Source organism: Streptomyces sp. NPDC048277, from assembly GCF_040652235.1.
Classification (GTDB): domain Bacteria; phylum Actinomycetota; class Actinomycetes; order Streptomycetales; family Streptomycetaceae; genus Streptomyces.
Genome location: NZ_JBEZLQ010000014.1, coordinates 1 through 15,259, shown reverse-complemented (window position 1 = coordinate 15,259; position 15,259 = coordinate 1). Strand labels below are relative to the sequence as shown.

The following is a 15,259-nucleotide window of genomic DNA, read 5'->3' as shown; positions in this document are numbered from 1 at the left end:
TCACCCCAGCGTGGCGCGGGTTAGTGCCTGACCAACCTCGTCGGTTAATGCCGCATCTTCCTGACGAGCGGCGTCCGTCAGGGTCCGGTAGACCTCGGCGAGTTCGGCGATGCCATGTTCGTCACCCAGGTCGAGGAGCAGTTGACCGATATGGAAGCGGATTTCGAGCAGCAGGCGGTCGTCAGGTGACCGGGACCGCAACTCTTCCGCGAGGGCCGAGAGCGCCTTGAGGGCCTCCTCCAGGTAACCGAGGTGCCTCTGGCACCGTGCGAGACCGAAGCGGCACCGTACCGCGTCTTCGGAGTGCTCCGGACCGAGATCTGCCAGGTCTTGTACGAGGCGGGCGTACGTCGGCATGGCTTGTGCAATGAGCCCCTGTTGAAAGAGCGCTTGCGCGCGTGTGATCCGCACGGCAGTGGACAGCGACTCGAGCGGCGCACCGTCTGGGGCAGAGAGTGGAGGGAGCGAGCGGGAGGAGGCGGGCGGGCACGTGGCGAGGGGCTCGTGCGGCGACTCGAGTCGTCTCCGGAATTCGCTGGCGGTGGCCGGACGGTCGCTCGCCCGCTTCGCCAGTCCGGCCATGATGACGGCCTCTAGCATCGGTGAGACACCGGGACGCAGCAGACTGACCGGCTCCGGCATCTTGTACCGATGATGATGCATGACTCGGGCGACATCCACGTCGGGGAAGGGCGGTATGCCGGTGAGTAGTTCGTAGAGCACGCAGGCAAGGGAATACAGGTCGCTGCGCGGATGGACCTCGCGTCCCTCACACTGCTCGGGCGACATGTAGGCGACGGTGCCCAGGACCCTGTTGTTCAGGGTCAGCCGTGTCTGATCCGTCCTGAACACCTTGGCCACGCCGAAATCCAGGACCACGACTCGGTGACGGTCGGTCAGCATGATGTTGGCAGGCTTGAGGTCCCGGTGGATGACGGGGATCGCATGGGTGTGTTCGAGGACGTCGCAGATCTGGACGGCGAGGGACACGACCTCGTCCTCGGACAAGCGGTGTCCTTCCCCGATGACCTGGGTAAGGTCCCTCCCGAGGACATGCTCCATCACCAGGTAGGCGTCGCTTGCGACGGAATCCACGCGTGCGTCGAGGAACGCCGGGATGCCGGGGTGCTCCCAGCGCGCCAGCAGATCGGCCTCGAGCGTGAAGCGCCGGATCAGTTCCTCGGGGTGATGAGGGTCGAGGAGCTCCCGATGGATGCCTTTGACGGCCACTGCTCGCCGTGATCGGCGGTCGTACGCCCGCCAGACTTCCCCCATGGCGCCACGGCCGAGTCGTCGGCGCAGCTCGTAGCGCTCGTCGAGGACCTGCCCTTCACTCCACACCAGGACCGTCGCCCGCCGCTTCCATGTCCGCCAGCAGCTCGCCGGCGAGATCGGCCAGTGTGCCTTCACCAGGCAGGTACCACCGTCTCGTACCTTGCACTGCCGCGGGCTGCTCGGCCCACTCGGCCATCTCCCAGATCCGCAGCACCAGTCCGGACGGCGAGTAACATTGGCCGTCCAGCGCCCAGATCAGGGGTTTGCGCGCGTCGTTGACCCAGGTGGCCAGGTACCGCTCAGGGCCCCCGCTGAGCCACTCGCTCACGGCGTCCCGCTCCGTGACGGTGCCCGGACGGTAGATCAGCTGGGCACCGTCGTCGATGAGCCGGTGCTGGACGAGGAGGGGCACTGCGTTGGGACGTCGCCCACGGTTCGGACGCGGCGGGGCGACGAGTCTTCTCCCAGCTCCGTGTCGCAGAGTCTGCAAGACGTCCGAGACGAGGTGTCGGCAGCTCTGCTCGTCGCGCAAGATCCGGGTGAGGAAGGCGTGCTGGCCATAGCGAGCGTCCAGGTGGTCGGTCAGAGCGACAATGACATCGGCGGTGCGCTTCACGGCGCCCTGGCCCCGCGCTTCCCAGTCATCCCCAGGCTCATCGATTCCGTCGCCGCCGATCAGCTGGAAGACCGCGTGGGCAACCAGCAGCTCGGCTCGGTCGGCGACCACGCGCTCGCGCCCTTCCAGGCCATCGGCCAGGACCGCCAGCTCGTCACGGACCTGGCGCAACAGGTTGACGGACCGCCAGATCTGCAACGCGCCTGGCCGATTGTCGAACAGCCGGGAGTAGAAGCCGCCCGAGCCGCGGCGCCACAGGACATCGCCGTCCGCCTGGTACCGGGCGAGCAGAGCAACATCGGGGTAGGCACAGGTGAGGGCGAGCGCCGCCTCCGCGATGGTGCACCCTGCTGCTGGTGACGGCTCCGGGCCGCCGCGTTTGAGGACGTACGACTTGCCCAGCGACAGGGCGAGGTCCTGACGGATGAGCTCCTGCTGGGGGTCCAGCGCGGCGAAGTCCCGTGCTTCCACGTGGTTCTGCGTGTTGGTCGCTCGTGTGATCCGCTGTGCCAGGTCGTTCGGGGCTCCGTCCAGGCAGATGAGGCGGACCGCGACGAGCGCGTCGGCGACTGCCTGCGGTTCCCGCTCGTATGCCTGACGGGCAGCGGCTACCGTCTGCGCACCGTTCACGACCCTTGCGTTGCCCAATTCCAGTCGAACCGGTTGGCCTTGAGCGCGTCGGGCGACATACGTGGTCCGGACAGAGTCACACAACACCGTGATGCCGTTGTTGAGATACCAGAACTCCAGCGGGGCGTTTAGCAGGCTGTCGACCATGGTCGCGTTGACGTCGGTCGCACCCAGCGGGAAGCGCACGTTCTGATCGAAGAGCCGCATGCCGAACTGCTCGTACCACCCGGCCAGTTCCTCGGCGCTCACCGTGCCGAGATACGTCTGGTAGGGGGTCGAGTTCATGTGCCAGCCGTCCGACAACGTGACGGTGATCGTCGCGGGCTCGGGCAGGGACTCCCTCCGTACGATGGCGTGAAAGTCGGGCACGCCCAGGATCCGGAAGTCCAGCAGCTCCCCGAATCGATTGAACTCCCGCACGCTTTCGTGCAACAAGCCGTCTGCCTCAAGCGAGATGCCTTCGTCGCCCAGGGCGGCGAAAACCAGGTGGACCCGAAGGGCTGCCTCGCTGAGCACTGCATCGATCCTGGGAACCAGTTGTTGGAACCTCGCGTTGAACTGGTCGTACCGGAAGTCGAGGAGTCGCTGGACACCGTGGAGAAACTGCTGGACGGCGACGCTGTCCAGCCGGGCGGTGCCCTGCTCGCTCCACTTCGCCTGAACCAGCCAGATCTCCGTCGTCGCGGGTGATACGAACACGGCGTCGACACCCTGGTCGTCCACTCCGTCGATGACCGCTGCAGCCGCCTCCACCGCCGTACAGTCCGCGACCAGCTGCACCGCCTTCGCGGCCAGGGTCCGGGAAAGAAAGGCCCTCTCGCGCTGTGCCGGAGATCCGGTTGTGACGTCGGTCATGTCGAGCAGGCCGACGAACTCCCGTAGCAAGGCGGCACGGATCTGCTGGACCTCCAGGGGAGTACCGCGAAGGGCCTCAGTCCCGTGTTCCATGGCGTGCTCCTTCTGGAACGCTTCGGCTCCGCGCGGCGCGCTCCTCGGCTCCGCGCGGCCGGCACACTAGCTGACGTACTCCACGAACAAGGGGCTCGCGACCAGGCAGCTTCCCTCGGTGGCCGTCGCGGGTAACAGGGCACTCACCCGGGCATAGCCGATCATGAGCGCGGAGGTGCTGACCTCGGCGCTCTCGGTATCGAGAGCTGTCAGGAGCTCGCGAATGCCGGCCCGGGACAGGGATGTGGCCGGTCCGAGCGGAGTGTCGTCGTCCCGTGCGTCGGGGCCGAGCGGACCCTGGGCTTGGGCCAGTGCAGCGAGGACGTGCCCGGCCTGCGTGACGAAGAGTGTACCGGCACTGTGGCCTCCGCCTTCTAGGTCCGTCAGCGCGGGTCCGTCGATCTGGACGGGCGGACGGCCGCTCAGGTGACGTGCGGACCCGTGGAGCAGCAGGCGACGGGTGACGCCAGCTTCGGAAGGACTGGGGGCCGGGTCCACGAACAGCACGAGGTCCTGGTACCTCCCGCGGAGCGTGATCCAGCTCAGCGGGGCCTCGAACTGCACCCATTGGCCGGGAGCAAGCTCGGGCTCCAGGTGTGAGGGCGCGTGCCGCTCCAGGTCCTTCTCCACCCGTTTGAGGTGGCGCAGCAGGCCCCGGTCGAGGTCCGTCGCGGGGCTCTCCACGTTGAGCCCGGCCATCGATACGCCGACGTGCAGTTTGATGGTGGGAAGAGCCCGCCTGGGCTCCGGCAGGAACCCGCTCAGCTTGCCCTCGGACAAATAGACGACCTCGCGCACTGGCGCTGCCCCCCGGCTGTTCCGCTTCTCGGTCTATCAGTCACGCAACTACGCGCTCATCTTGCCATCTCGCACCGACAGCGGCCTCATCGATCGCCCGTGTCCCCGGGACGTAAGCAAGCCAGTTGAGACGACCTCTAAAGCGGTAGTCACCAGCGCGGCGGCAGGACAATCCCGACGGCCGCCCGTGCCAGACGCGTGCCAGATCGTGCGGGGAACAACGGGGAATGGCGGAGACCAGGCCGCCGGTCAGTCAGACCCCGCGCCTGCTCCGCCGCAGGTCAGCCCAGCAACCAGCCACAGAGGACCCGAGCTTCCCACGCTGAGAGCGCGAGTTCGATTCTCGTCACCCGCTCCAGCAGAAACCCCCAGGTCGTGGACCTGGGGATTCTGTATTTCATGACGCAAATCTATGGGGCGTGCACGACGACAGTGCCATAGACGCGATGCGAAGTCGGTCAAGGGCCGGTGGTGACCCTTTCGTATCGGGTGGCCACGCGGTGCGACGTTGGCGGCGAAAGCTCCTAGCGACTGTCCGAGCCCTTTCGGCTTCTCGGCTGTCTCTAACGATCGCTTGCGTTGCCAGCGAGCCGTGCTCCCTCTTCGATGTCGTCGTAGCGGACACGGACGTCCTGGATGCCCAGGCGGCGCATCAAGTCGTGGACTGCCACGACGTAGATGCGTCCTCTCCTGTGCAGCGGACAAGGGAAGTCACCCTGCCTTGCCCGTTTGTATGCCGTACTCAGACTCAGGTTCAGCGCCGTTGCTGCCACTTTCATCCCGACTTCTTCAGGAAGACCGAAGACAATGGAGAAGGGTACGGACTCGTCCCTATGCCGCTTCATACATCCTCTCCAATCTCGAACAGGCTCCGCTGATGCTGCCCGGTGCCGCACCAGTCGCGGCTCCGCTTCTTGGTCAGGCCGGCCCTCTGTAGCCGGCGCGTCTCCCGAACGTGCCGCAGCAGTCCGAGGCGCTGGGCCAATGCTCCGAGCCGCTCTCCGTTTGCCCGTTGGGCGAGTTGCATCGACATCGGCCCGACTCGTACCACCTGGCCGTCGATGAAGAGCGGGGCAGCCATATGAGGGACTGTCGTGGAGAGCCTGTTCTCGATCTCTGCCTCCGGTACTTCGTTCGGCGCCCGTCGGCCCGTTTTCCGGCCGGCCGCGTAAGCCGCGTCGACCAGATGGTCTTCGATCCGGTCGGGGCTCGCCGCTCGCACCGTCGCCATGCCGTGGATCACCCCGGCCAGCACTTCGGAACAGACGTCATCGGACTCGGCGCCAGTTCGGCCTATGACAGTCCGCACCACCACCTTCAAACGGGGGGTGAGGAGCCACAGGGCAATGAGGGTCCATGGTCCTTCCAGGCCTTGTTCGGCCTCGTGGTGCAGGTGCTTTGCGATGGCCTGCCACCGCTCGGCCCACTCGGCACTTCCGCGTTCCTCGTACCGCGTTGCGGCCCACAGGACGCTGGGCGGCAGGCAGGACTCGGCCGATGCTTCGGCGCAACTGCCGGTGTGGAGGCAGAGGCGCTCGGCCGAACAGCATGTCTCCACCCAGTGCGCCAAGCAGGCGAAGACACTGTCATACGGCAGGAGGGACATCACTGTTCCCCTTCCTCGGCAGCGGACCGCGGCGAGCAGACGAGTCTGGGGGTACGGGAGCAGATCCGTTGGGAGACGATGACCGCGTCGACCACCAGGCCCCTTGCGGGCCATCGGTGTTCGGCTGCTGAGCCGTTTCCTGGGCAGGGAGTTCGGGAGGCCGCAGAGTCCAGGGCTCTTCGGGTTCGTGTCGACGCCCGTCGGCCGCCGACCCACTCACGGCGTCATCGTTGCCGCGGGCATCATCGTCCTCATCAACGAGGGTGTGCCGCAGGTACTCGGCGGCCTGCGGTCGTCCGGACGCCTCCATCATGCGGGCCAGACGGTGGACGAACGCCACCCGTTCCTCGGATTCGCGGGCGATGCCCATGGTCTCCAGCAGAGCGGAGACGAGCTCATGCCGGACCTTCGGCTGCCCGTCCGGCGGCCGGGCATTCTGATCCTGGCGAGCTTCGTCCGGATCGGCATCCTGGGGGTGGTCGATACCGTTCGGCCATTCGACGCCGGCAGGCGTGGCCCGGCTGCCGATGAGGTGACGGTAGGAGTCCGGGATCTCCTCGTCGTTCGCGGCGGCCGAAAGGCAGGACAGGGGACCGATCAGATCCGTCGCGCGCTCGATCTCCTCCTCGTGGCGGGCCAGCCACCAAACGACAGCGCTGCCCGGCGACCGCAGCACGTCTCCACCGAAGTACTCCCGACGGCTGCGCTCGTACTCTCGCTGCTGCTCCCAGGAGCCGACGTTCCTCCTATGCTCCTCAAGCTCTTCCAGATGCTCCCGGTCTCCTTGGCGCAGCCGGAGGCGTACATCGGTGGCGTAGGCCGTCACGGTGCCCGATTCGTCCTGGACGGGCTGTCCGAGCAGCCCGTCCAGCCAATGACACAGGAAGTCGGCACGACTGGGGTGCTCGACCGCCGTGTACTGCTCGACGCGCCGAAGGACGGAAGCCACGGCCAGGGCCCCCGGGTTGCCGTGCGACGTCGTGAGCGGGTCCATGCCGGTCCGCCACCGGACCGTGGCAGAGAAGAGGAACGGGTACTCGTCCAAGCCGCTGGTGACCGGTACGTTGAGGACCGGTATTTCCAGGTACGGCGGCTCGATGGGGAACTCCGTGGTGTCCGGGGCCTCCTCCTCTCCGGAGGCGATTCCCCGCCGACCGTCCCGGGTGTACATGTCGAGTAGCAGCGAGCCGGCCACGACCGCCGTGAGCGGGAACCACATCCAGTTGGGCCAGCCGAGCAGTGCTGCGAAGGCGAGCATGCCGGCGATGAAGCTCACGGGCAGGAGACGTGGCATGCGGCGGAACCTCATATCCCTTCTCCTCTCTCTTGTGCACCGTCGGCGAAGTGCGCAGCGCCCACGCCAAGCAGTACGTCGATCTCGCGGCAGAACAGTTCGCCGATGCGTTGCCGTGCCTCGGGCGGTGCGGGCTCCATGCCGGAGTCGTCCGACGGTGTGGACACAGTCCATTCGCAAACGGCCACATAGAGACGGTTCAGCGCGCCGTAGTCGCCCGCGGCGGCGACGATCAGCGAGCCGGCGACGCGGTGGTCCAGGGGCTCGCACACCAGGGTGTCCAACCAGCGGTGCAGCAGTGGTGTCCACTCCCTCGCCGATCTCGCCATCAGCAGCGCCCGCCACCCCAGCGCGAACTCCTTGTACGGGGGCACAATGCGCAGCGGTGCCGGGTCGAGCAGGCCGAGCAACAGCTCGTCGGCACCCTCCGCCAGGGGAATGCCGGCGATTCGGTCGGCCAGCCGACTGAAAACACGCCGGTTGGTGTACGCGAGGTCCAGAAGCGCCGTGCGGGCCGCCACGCGCTCCTTCCCCGTCTGGCGGAGAGCGAGGTACCGGAGTCGGACGGCAGCCTGCTCCGGATGCGTCGCCGCGATCACCTGCCGGCACACGTCCGTCAGGACCGACGCCAGGCCTGGCGAGATCCGGCCTTTCGCCCAGTCGTAGACGCGGGACCGGAAGTACGAGCCGAACCGCTCGTGGCTGAGGCCGAGTTCGAGCGCTGTCGCCGCCTCGGCCCGGAAGCGCCCGACTTGTTGCCGCGTCCACGTCTCGACGAGGGTGCACACGTGGTCCGGGCATCCAGTGGCCATTGCCTGCTCCGCGAATCTCGCGATCAGATCCATACGGCACTTGGCCTCGAGTTCTGGCATTTCGTTGCACCGCACCACCCAGTCCCTGAAGGCAGGCCTCAAGTCCGGGAAGTCGTTCCAGAAGTGCCTTCTCACGGCACTGTCGTAGGCGAGCCGCCGAAACACGATCCGTCCGTCGTCACTGCGCTCAATGCCGAGTTGCGTGAGCTGCTCACCGAGGCTGGCCCGAGCGAGTCCTCCCGGGCCCTCCTTCTCGTGCCCCAGTACGTCGAGCAGCAACTGCGCGCCTCTCAGGGCCGCCCCCGCCGGGGCATCGCTGACCATGGCTGCGGCCAGCAGCAGCGCGCGCTCGTGTGCTCCACCGTGTTCCCGGAGTTGACGCGCGACTTCCTCGGCCCAGTTGGTCGCTGCGGCCACGGCTTCGGCACACCACATCCGAAAACTCGTGCCGTACCGCTTGGAATCGCGTGCCTCAGCGACCAGTTCGGCCAGTCGCGCGAGTTCCCGCATGGGGGCGCTGACGAACAGCTGGCCCAGTTCCTCGGTGTCCAGGTCAGCGGCGTCGAAGAGCACCTCACGGGCGCGCAGGTGTCGGCTGAAGACGGCACGGCCACGAGGACGTCCCAGCGTCACGACGAGCGACGACAGATCGTCGTGGAGCATCCAGCCCAGACCGGCCGGGAGAACGACCACCATGCGGGCGTCCCCCTCCTCGACAACGGACCGGTACTGGATCAGGGCGTGCTCGGCCGCGGGATAGTCGCCATCGGTGACGTTCGACAGGTCCAGCAGATAGCGGTCGTCGGCCGAGACCTCGAAGGAGCCCTCCTCCCGGGTCGGTGGGAGTTCCTCGACAGGCCTGACGGCGGCTGGTACCTCCTCCAGCAGCATGGTCGCGGCAGCCCGCCTGCCGAGGCCGGGAGGGCCGTCCAGCAGAACCACCGAACCACGGTGTTCGAGTCGTTCGGCGGCCCGCCCGTAGTGCCGGGGCGGCACGAAGCAGCCGATGAGCCGACGGCGCTGCTCGCGGACGAGCGTCAGACGGGCCGTGCCCGCTCTCAAAAGGTGCTCGTTGTCACCCAGCATCCAGGTGACGAAGTTGAACTGGCTGCCGCTGCCGGTGTGAACTCCCGCCCGTGGGGCGGAGACTGTCGTACGATGCCCGGTCACCGCTCGCCGTCCGAGGGGCGTGCGCCTCCCCGCTCCTGGTTCATGGTGCCGTGGTTGTCCCCGACGTAGCCGATCTGTATTCCGTCGCCGGAAATCTGCGGCGCTAGATGCTGCGCGCCTGCTTGGTACAGGTGGCCGCTGCCCGTGTGGACGGGCCCCTGCGGTTCACTGACGAACGTGCCCGTGAAGTCGCCCTTCACGTTCCCGATGCCGCCCCGCTGGAGGTGGTTGATCACCTTCTGCGGCGCGTCCTCGCGGGAGGACCGCTCGTGTTGTCCTTCGGGCGCTGCCGCGGCCAATTCGGGAACGATGCGACCGAGGTCCTCGGCCAAGCGCGACAGATCGGACTCTACGTTGCGATGGTTGAGCCTGCGGTACTGGCAGTCGGCCAATTCCTCCAAGTCTGAAGGTAGTTCCTCACGTTTGAGCCTCGCAGCCTTGCCTACCAGTACCGGGATGACGACGGCGTCCGTGTCGAACGCCTCAAGGATCTCCCGGCGAATCCAGTCCTCCGGATCCGCGAGCGCGGGGCCCCCGTCGGCGGACCTGGCCGCCAGCCAGCGGGGGCCGATGACGGCGAGCAGCACGCTGCAGCGCCGAACGGCGGTGAGGAGCTCCTGCGGGAAATTGCTTCCCGGGCTGATCGACTTGCTTGCACGGAAAACCTTCTCGTCGCCGAACCTTCGGGACAGCTCTCTTTCCACGAGCGTGGCGGTGAACTCCTCATCGCCACTGCGATAGTTCACGAAGATCACAGGCACAGCACAGTCTCCTCTGGGGATGGGCGGCACGAGCCGCCGAAGGATGACGTGGGTGTGCCGCCCCGGGGCAGCACGTGGTCACATGTGAACGGGCACGGCGGAGCAGACAGCCGTGCGTGACGCTTTGGCGGAGAGTGCCGTCAGTGGTCGGCCATGGCATGCGCCAGGCCTGGACGCAGCTCACGGACTGCGGGGTGAGTACGGAATCGGCGCAGTTCACGGTCGAGTTTGCGTACGTCGGTCCGGATCGTCGCCGACGGTGCGAGGTCGGTGAAGACCAGCAGCTCCCGCGCCACTTCGCAGGCGTGCTCGATCTCGCCCGAGGCGGAGTGCGCCAAGGCGCGGCGTAGGCCGTAGCGGACGCGGGTGCGCACCGCGTGCGGGGGAATGCGCAAGCACTCGTGGTCCAGGATCGCTGCGGCCTCCCGGTGCCGTCCCAGGTCGTGCAGGCACCAGCCGGTCACCATCGAGACGAGGTCGGGGAGGTGGGTGGGGCCTAGTACGGGACCGTTGCTCCTGGCATCGTCGTGTGCCAGGAGTGTGCGCGCACGGTCCAGTTCGCTGAGGCAGGCGTACTCGTCGCCGGCCAGCGCGTGCCCCTGAGCGGCGCGCTGGGTCGCCAGCCCGCGGATTCGGGGCGGTACACCGTCGCGCTGCGCCTGCTCGACCAACTCGACGGTTTCTCGGGCGTCGGTGTTATAGAGGGCGACGAGGGCTCGCCGGACCATGGCGTAGTCCGCCAGATCCGTGTCACCGCCGGCCTGGGCCAGTTCCACCGCCTGCGCCGTCCAGTCCAGGGCCTCGGCGACACGCCCTGCCTCCTGTGCCATCCACCCGGCGTACTCGGCGAAGCGGGCGGCGATCACCAGAAGTTCGGACCGGATGCTGCCTGAGGATTGGCCGGCCATGTGAGCGATCGTGGTGGCCTGTCTGCTCAGCGGCGGCAGAAGCGCGGCTGGTGCGGCTGTCTGGCCCAACATCCGCATCTGCTGCAGCTGATCGTGGAACAGGGCGGTTGGCGGCAGTGCCGCGTCGCCCGCCCAGGGTTCACCGCCCCGGCTTCCCAAGGTGGCGGCCACCAGGGAACCGACGCCCGTGGTGAGTACTTCCCTACGCCCCTGGGCCAGGCCTGTATCGATGGGTCTCGGCGCATCCAGCATGCGTGCGAGCTGCCCACCCGTCCCGAAGAAGACGTCGCAACGACGTGCCAGGGCCTGAGTCGGTTTCTTGTCCCCCCGCTCCACCTTGCAAAGGTGTCCTTTGCTACAGCTCACCTCTCTGGAAACCTTCTCCAGCGTTAGGTTCGCGGCTTCTCGCAGTCGCCGCAGCTCCGCGCCGAAGCCTAAAGGAATCTCCATCCGCACCTCCTTGGGTAAGTCATACATGCCTGTTGCGTGCCCTCATGGCTGAAGAGCCGAGAAGAAGTGTGGCACGCGGCACTGGCTCCGAGTAGGGCTGATCAAAAGTTTCCTGTTTCCTCTTCTTTCCTTCAGCGCATAAAGTCCACTTAGCAAACCGACGGTCTATCGATCTTCGGTAGCGGTCCGGGTGTGCGATCCGACTCGCAAGGAGTCACCAGATGCGCCCATCGTGCGCGCGCACGCGCGGGGCGGGGCGGGGCGGGGCGGCGTCGGCCACTCTGATGACCAAGGAAGAACTGGCTCTCATGTCCGGGGTGAACGAGCGCACACGTCAGCTCGCGGAGCTGAGCGAGTTTCTGGGCGTACCGGATGCGATGGGCGAGACCCCCAATCCTCCTCGACGAGGAGCTGTAGGCCAGACGGCAACATCTCTGGGGCGATTTCCGGATCGAGCGCCGCATCCCGGCTCTCCCCGAACCACAAGATTTGGACCACCTCCTCGCCCATACGCCGGAACATGCCGCGGAATGCCTGTGAGCCACTGCTGGGGCAGTGCTCCGAACGGCTTCAGCGGGACAGCGCATCTCGGAGATGAAGGAGGGCGACGGCTCTTGGACCTCCGCCGAAATGGACGGGTGTGACCGCCTCTCGGAACAGCTGAGGAGCGTGGTTCCCGTCTCGCCGGCTTCGCGCAGGCGATCACCGTCAGCCTGCCCGAAGTATGTGCCGCGCACAGTGGCCGAGGCGACAATCGCCCAGCTGGGATATAATCGATGGCGTCAATGATATCTATGGAGGTGCATTCATGAGCCGAACCGTGATCGACCTGGACGATCAACTGGTCGCCGACGTGGCCAAGGCCCTCGGTACCAGCACCAAGAAGGACACGGTGAACACCGCGCTTCGCGAGGTGCTGGAGAACCGACGGAGGGCCCTGGCGCTCACCCGCCTACGTGCGTCGGCGGAAGAGGGCGCCTTCGACCTCGGCCTCTTCGAGGACAAGGGGAACTACCGCCGGTGAACGCCGCTCAATACCTGATCGACACCAGTGCGCTCGCCCGACTGCTCCGCGGCGAAGCCGAGCAGTACGGATGGGACCAGGCAGCAGCCGCCGGGCTCATCGCCACTTGCCCCATCACCGAGCTGGAGTTCTTCTACAGTGCGCGTTCCCCTGCCGATCGTGCACAAGGCATCGAAGACATGCGTCTGCTCTTCGGCTGGGTGCCGGTCGACGACCGCGCCTACGACCGAGCCTGGCGGGTTCAGGAGCTTCTCACCCAGCGCGGACAGCACCGCAGTGCCGGGGTCGTCGATTTGGTGGTGGCCGCCACGGCCGAGTTGCAGGGTCTCACCCTGCTGCACCGCGACCGGGACTTCGAGTGCATCGCCGCCGTCACTGGCCAGGCACTCCAGTGGTACGGCCCTGAAGCCGGCAAGTGAGGCAGGTGCAGGCGGGACGCCTCGCCGGATGGCTCTGCACTTGCGAAGCGCTCCCTGCACTGGAGATGCGAGACGGCCGAGCCAGAGGGGAGCCCGTTCATTCTGGTGCTCGATCCGCCGCGCTTCAAAGCCGTGCCCACAGCGTGCCCGTAAGAGCGGACAACCAAGGTAACCAGGGGCACGGTCTGGCCGGAACAGCTCCCTCGAAACAGCACATCCCTGCAGGTCAGATCCTTAGGCGCTAGCCGAGCGCCGTCGCTTCCCAAGCTGAGAGCGCGAGTTCGATTCTCGTCACCCGCTCCAGTAGAAACCCCCAGGTCACTGACCCGGGGGTTCTTTGTTGTCTAGACCGGCCAGAGGGTTGGGCACCACAAGCGCACCACTAGCGTTCCGCCTGCGGCGTGACCTCTAGGGCCGCCACTCCTCTCGATAGCCGGGATGCTCGGCGTAGGACTGGGCGAGGACCCGCAGCGCGTATGCGAGCCCGGGTATGCGCAAGTCCGTGGGATCCATCGTCTTGAAGTCCCGTGCCAGCATGTCGATCAGGTCGAGCATCGGCAGATGGCTGTCGAGAAGGGCCTCACCGCCAAAAGTGTGAGCCACGTAGGCATAGGCGTGGTTGTCCTCCTCGTTGCGTGCACGGAGGAACCTCAGCAGGTCGTCCATGAGCTCATCCTCCCGTGCCATCTGCTTCGTCACCGACCTGCTTGGCTTCCCCTCCGTTGTGGTGTTTCGCACGCTCGGCGCGGACCAGGTCGTCGAGGCGGGCAGCGACCTCGCGTTGCCTTTCCTCATCGGAGTGCTGATAGATCAGTGCGGCCTTCTCGGAGGACTGGCCTGCGCGAACCATCGTGTCCTTGAGAGTGGCTCCCGATCGGGTCGAGAGGGTGTGCCCGGTGTGACGAAGGTCGTAGAAGCGGAAGCCGTCCGGAAGCCCGACGACCTCGCGGGCACGGCGCCACTTCCGACCGAAGGACGTGCGCCGGAAAGCCGCTCCCTTCTCGCCAACGAAGAGAAGACCGTCGGGCCCCTTCTCGGCGTACCAGTCGAGGTGCCGCCTCAGATCCTTGTGGAGGAAGGCCGGGAAGACGACCGTACGGACACCCGCATCGGTCTTGGTCTCGCCGGGAGCCCGCTTGCCGTTGGTCCGCTCGGGCTCCGCGACACGGACGCGGATCAGCAGGTTGTCGAGGTCGACGTCTCGGCGGCGGAGGCCGGCGAGTTCCTCGGGTCGCATCGGACCGTACGCACCGAGGTAGACCATGAGGCGCCAGCGAATCCCGATCGCGTCGGCGAGGGCGTCGACCTGGGCGACGGTGGCGATACGACGTTCGGCGGCTGACTCCTTGCCCGCGCCCTTGATCCGGCATGGGTTGCGGCTGATCAGTTCGTCGTCGACGGCTGTTTCCATGATGGCTTTGACGAGCCGGTATGCCTTGGCGACGGTTGTCTTTGCACCGGTCGCCCGCAGCCGCTCAGTGCGCCACTCACGGACGCGAGGAGCGGTGATCTCCCCTCTAGGTCGAGGGCGGCGAAGGCCGGGAAGATGTGGACCCTCAGGAGGTCTTCGTACAAGTCCACGGTACGGACGGACAGTTCGCGTTCTTCAACCCACTTCTCGGCGTACGTACCGAAGTTGACCGCTCCCGCGTCGGGGGAGCGCCAGTCGCCACGGGTGAGATCCGCCTCTACCTGAGAGGTCGTTCTCTTTCCGAACCTCATGTGTGGATTCCGCTGGTCAGGCATGGGTTGCAGCTGCCGCGGAAGTCTCGACTCGTTGCCGGTCGGGATGGTGTGGGGGTGGCGGATGCCGTCGATGCGGGCGGTCCTGGAAGCGCGGCGGAAGGCCGCGGTGGTGCGGGTGGAGGAGCTCGAAGCCGAACTGGTTCGGGTGCGGACGGACTTGGCGGACGCGGAAGAGGTGCTCAGGCGTCGGGTGATCGGTCTGGAGCAGTATCTGGAGGCGTTGGCCGAGGAGGAAGCGCCCGTGGTGGTGACTGTCGGAGTGTCGCGGAGGAAGCCGGTCGGGCCGCGACGTGCGGTGCCGCGCCGGGAGAACGCGGTCGGTGTCGGGGACCTATCGGTGGACTACCAGGCGTTGATGGCCGCCGTCCTGGAGGCGGGAGGCGGGAGGCGGGAGGCGGGAGGCGGGAGGCGGGAGGCGATGGGCTGGGTGCCCGGCGGGCGGCGGTGGTGCTGGGCTGGGACAGCGCGTCCGTCTCCCGCGTCGAGGGCGCGAGGGCCCGGCTGAAACGGCTGGTGGAACGGGGCTGGCTGGTCGAGGAGAAGCCGGGTAGGTTCATGCTGTCTGCGCTGGAGCAGGACGCTGCTGATGGTGGGCGGCCAGTCGGCGGCTCATGAGTGTGGTCATCGACCACCGGATGACGGCTTCGCTGGTGTCGGTGCGCCGTTCGTAGTCACGGACCATGCGCCGGCTGCACAGGAGCCAGGCGGTTGGGTCGGCCGCGTGGCGAGGTGTCTGCCGTGGCAGCTCCTTTTCCTCGCGGCCTCCCGCCGAACCGGACTTGACGCTTTCGCTATCATCCGG

The 15,259-nt window shown here is 66.9% G+C and carries 11 protein-coding genes and 2 pseudogenes; 2 read left to right on the top strand and 11 right to left on the bottom strand.

Translation table 11 applies throughout. The features are described from left to right. The 8 genes from AB0D85_RS28265 to AB0D85_RS28230 form a co-directional block, all read right to left on the bottom strand. Entirely contained in the window at window positions 1-1,410 is a 1,410-nt protein-coding gene (locus AB0D85_RS28265; protein WP_362325930.1) for a serine/threonine-protein kinase, read from the bottom strand. Beyond that, window positions 1,331-3,469, bottom strand: coding sequence for an AIPR family protein (locus AB0D85_RS28260; RefSeq protein WP_362325927.1), 2,139 nt, complete (start codon window positions 3,467-3,469; stop codon window positions 1,331-1,333). The genes AB0D85_RS28265 and AB0D85_RS28260 overlap by 80 nt, the downstream gene beginning before the upstream one ends. Window positions 3,470-3,535: 66 nt before the next feature. After that, entirely contained in the window at window positions 3,536-4,267 is a 732-nt protein-coding gene (locus AB0D85_RS28255) for an SAVMC3_10250 family protein (protein WP_362325924.1), read from the bottom strand. 841 nt (window positions 4,268-5,108) lie between these two features. After that, a complete protein-coding gene (locus AB0D85_RS28250) occupies window positions 5,109-5,873 on the bottom strand; it encodes a hypothetical protein (RefSeq protein ID WP_362325921.1) in 765 nt (254 codons plus the stop codon). After that, window positions 5,854-7,149, bottom strand: coding sequence for a hypothetical protein (locus AB0D85_RS28245; protein WP_362325918.1), 1,296 nt, complete (start codon window positions 7,147-7,149; stop codon window positions 5,854-5,856). Before AB0D85_RS28245 ends, AB0D85_RS28250 begins: the two co-directional genes overlap by 20 nt. Window positions 7,150-7,178: 29 nt before the next feature. Next, complete coding sequence (locus tag AB0D85_RS28240) at window positions 7,179-8,921, bottom strand: hypothetical protein (protein WP_362325915.1); 1,743 nt, start codon at window positions 8,919-8,921, stop codon at window positions 7,179-7,181. 224 nt (window positions 8,922-9,145) lie between these two features. Beyond that, on the bottom strand, window positions 9,146-9,910 hold the full coding sequence (locus AB0D85_RS28235; RefSeq protein WP_362325912.1) for a toll/interleukin-1 receptor domain-containing protein: 765 nt from the start codon (window positions 9,908-9,910) through the stop codon (window positions 9,146-9,148). A 140-nt stretch (window positions 9,911-10,050) separates the two neighbouring features. After that, complete coding sequence (locus AB0D85_RS28230; RefSeq protein ID WP_362325909.1) at window positions 10,051-11,268, bottom strand: helix-turn-helix transcriptional regulator; 1,218 nt, start codon at window positions 11,266-11,268, stop codon at window positions 10,051-10,053. A gap of 808 nt (window positions 11,269-12,076) precedes the next feature. Here AB0D85_RS28230 and AB0D85_RS28225 point away from each other — a divergent pair. Beyond that, entirely contained in the window at window positions 12,077-12,292 is a 216-nt protein-coding gene (locus tag AB0D85_RS28225) for a type II toxin-antitoxin system VapB family antitoxin (protein ID WP_362325906.1), read from the top strand. Next, window positions 12,289-12,711 carry a PIN domain nuclease gene (locus tag AB0D85_RS28220; RefSeq protein ID WP_362325903.1) on the top strand — a complete coding sequence of 141 codons (423 nt, stop codon included), beginning with the start codon at window positions 12,289-12,291 and terminating at the stop codon, window positions 12,709-12,711. Before AB0D85_RS28225 ends, AB0D85_RS28220 begins: the two co-directional genes overlap by 4 nt. Window positions 12,712-13,119: 408 nt before the next feature. Here AB0D85_RS28220 and AB0D85_RS28215 read toward each other — a convergent pair whose 3' ends face one another. The 3 genes and pseudogenes from AB0D85_RS28215 to AB0D85_RS28205 all read right to left on the bottom strand — a co-directional run. Then, on the bottom strand, window positions 13,120-13,377 hold the full coding sequence (locus AB0D85_RS28215) for a DUF6221 family protein (RefSeq protein WP_362325900.1): 258 nt from the start codon (window positions 13,375-13,377) through the stop codon (window positions 13,120-13,122). Between the two features lie 4 nt (window positions 13,378-13,381). Beyond that, window positions 13,382-14,409 (bottom strand): annotated as a pseudogene (locus tag AB0D85_RS28210) (site-specific integrase); the annotation flags it as partial. A gap of 601 nt (window positions 14,410-15,010) precedes the next feature. After that, window positions 15,011-15,259 (bottom strand): annotated as a pseudogene (locus tag AB0D85_RS28205) (hypothetical protein); the annotation flags it as partial.

What these genes read in the sequence shown, in the direction of transcription:
- AB0D85_RS28215 (WP_362325900.1), bottom strand. Translation starts at nt 13,377, where the DNA reads ATGGACGACCTGCTGAGGTTCCTCCGTGCACGCAACGAGGAGGACAAC.
- AB0D85_RS28250 (WP_362325921.1), bottom strand. Translation starts at nt 5,873, where the DNA reads ATGTCCCTCCTGCCGTATGACAGTGTCTTCGCCTGCTTGGCGCACTGG.
- AB0D85_RS28230 (WP_362325909.1), bottom strand. Translation starts at nt 11,268, where the DNA reads ATGGAGATTCCTTTAGGCTTCGGCGCGGAGCTGCGGCGACTGCGAGAA.
- AB0D85_RS28260 (WP_362325927.1), bottom strand. Translation starts at nt 3,469, where the DNA reads ATGGAACACGGGACTGAGGCCCTTCGCGGTACTCCCCTGGAGGTCCAG.
- AB0D85_RS28225 (WP_362325906.1), top strand. Translation starts at nt 12,077, where the DNA reads ATGAGCCGAACCGTGATCGACCTGGACGATCAACTGGTCGCCGACGTG.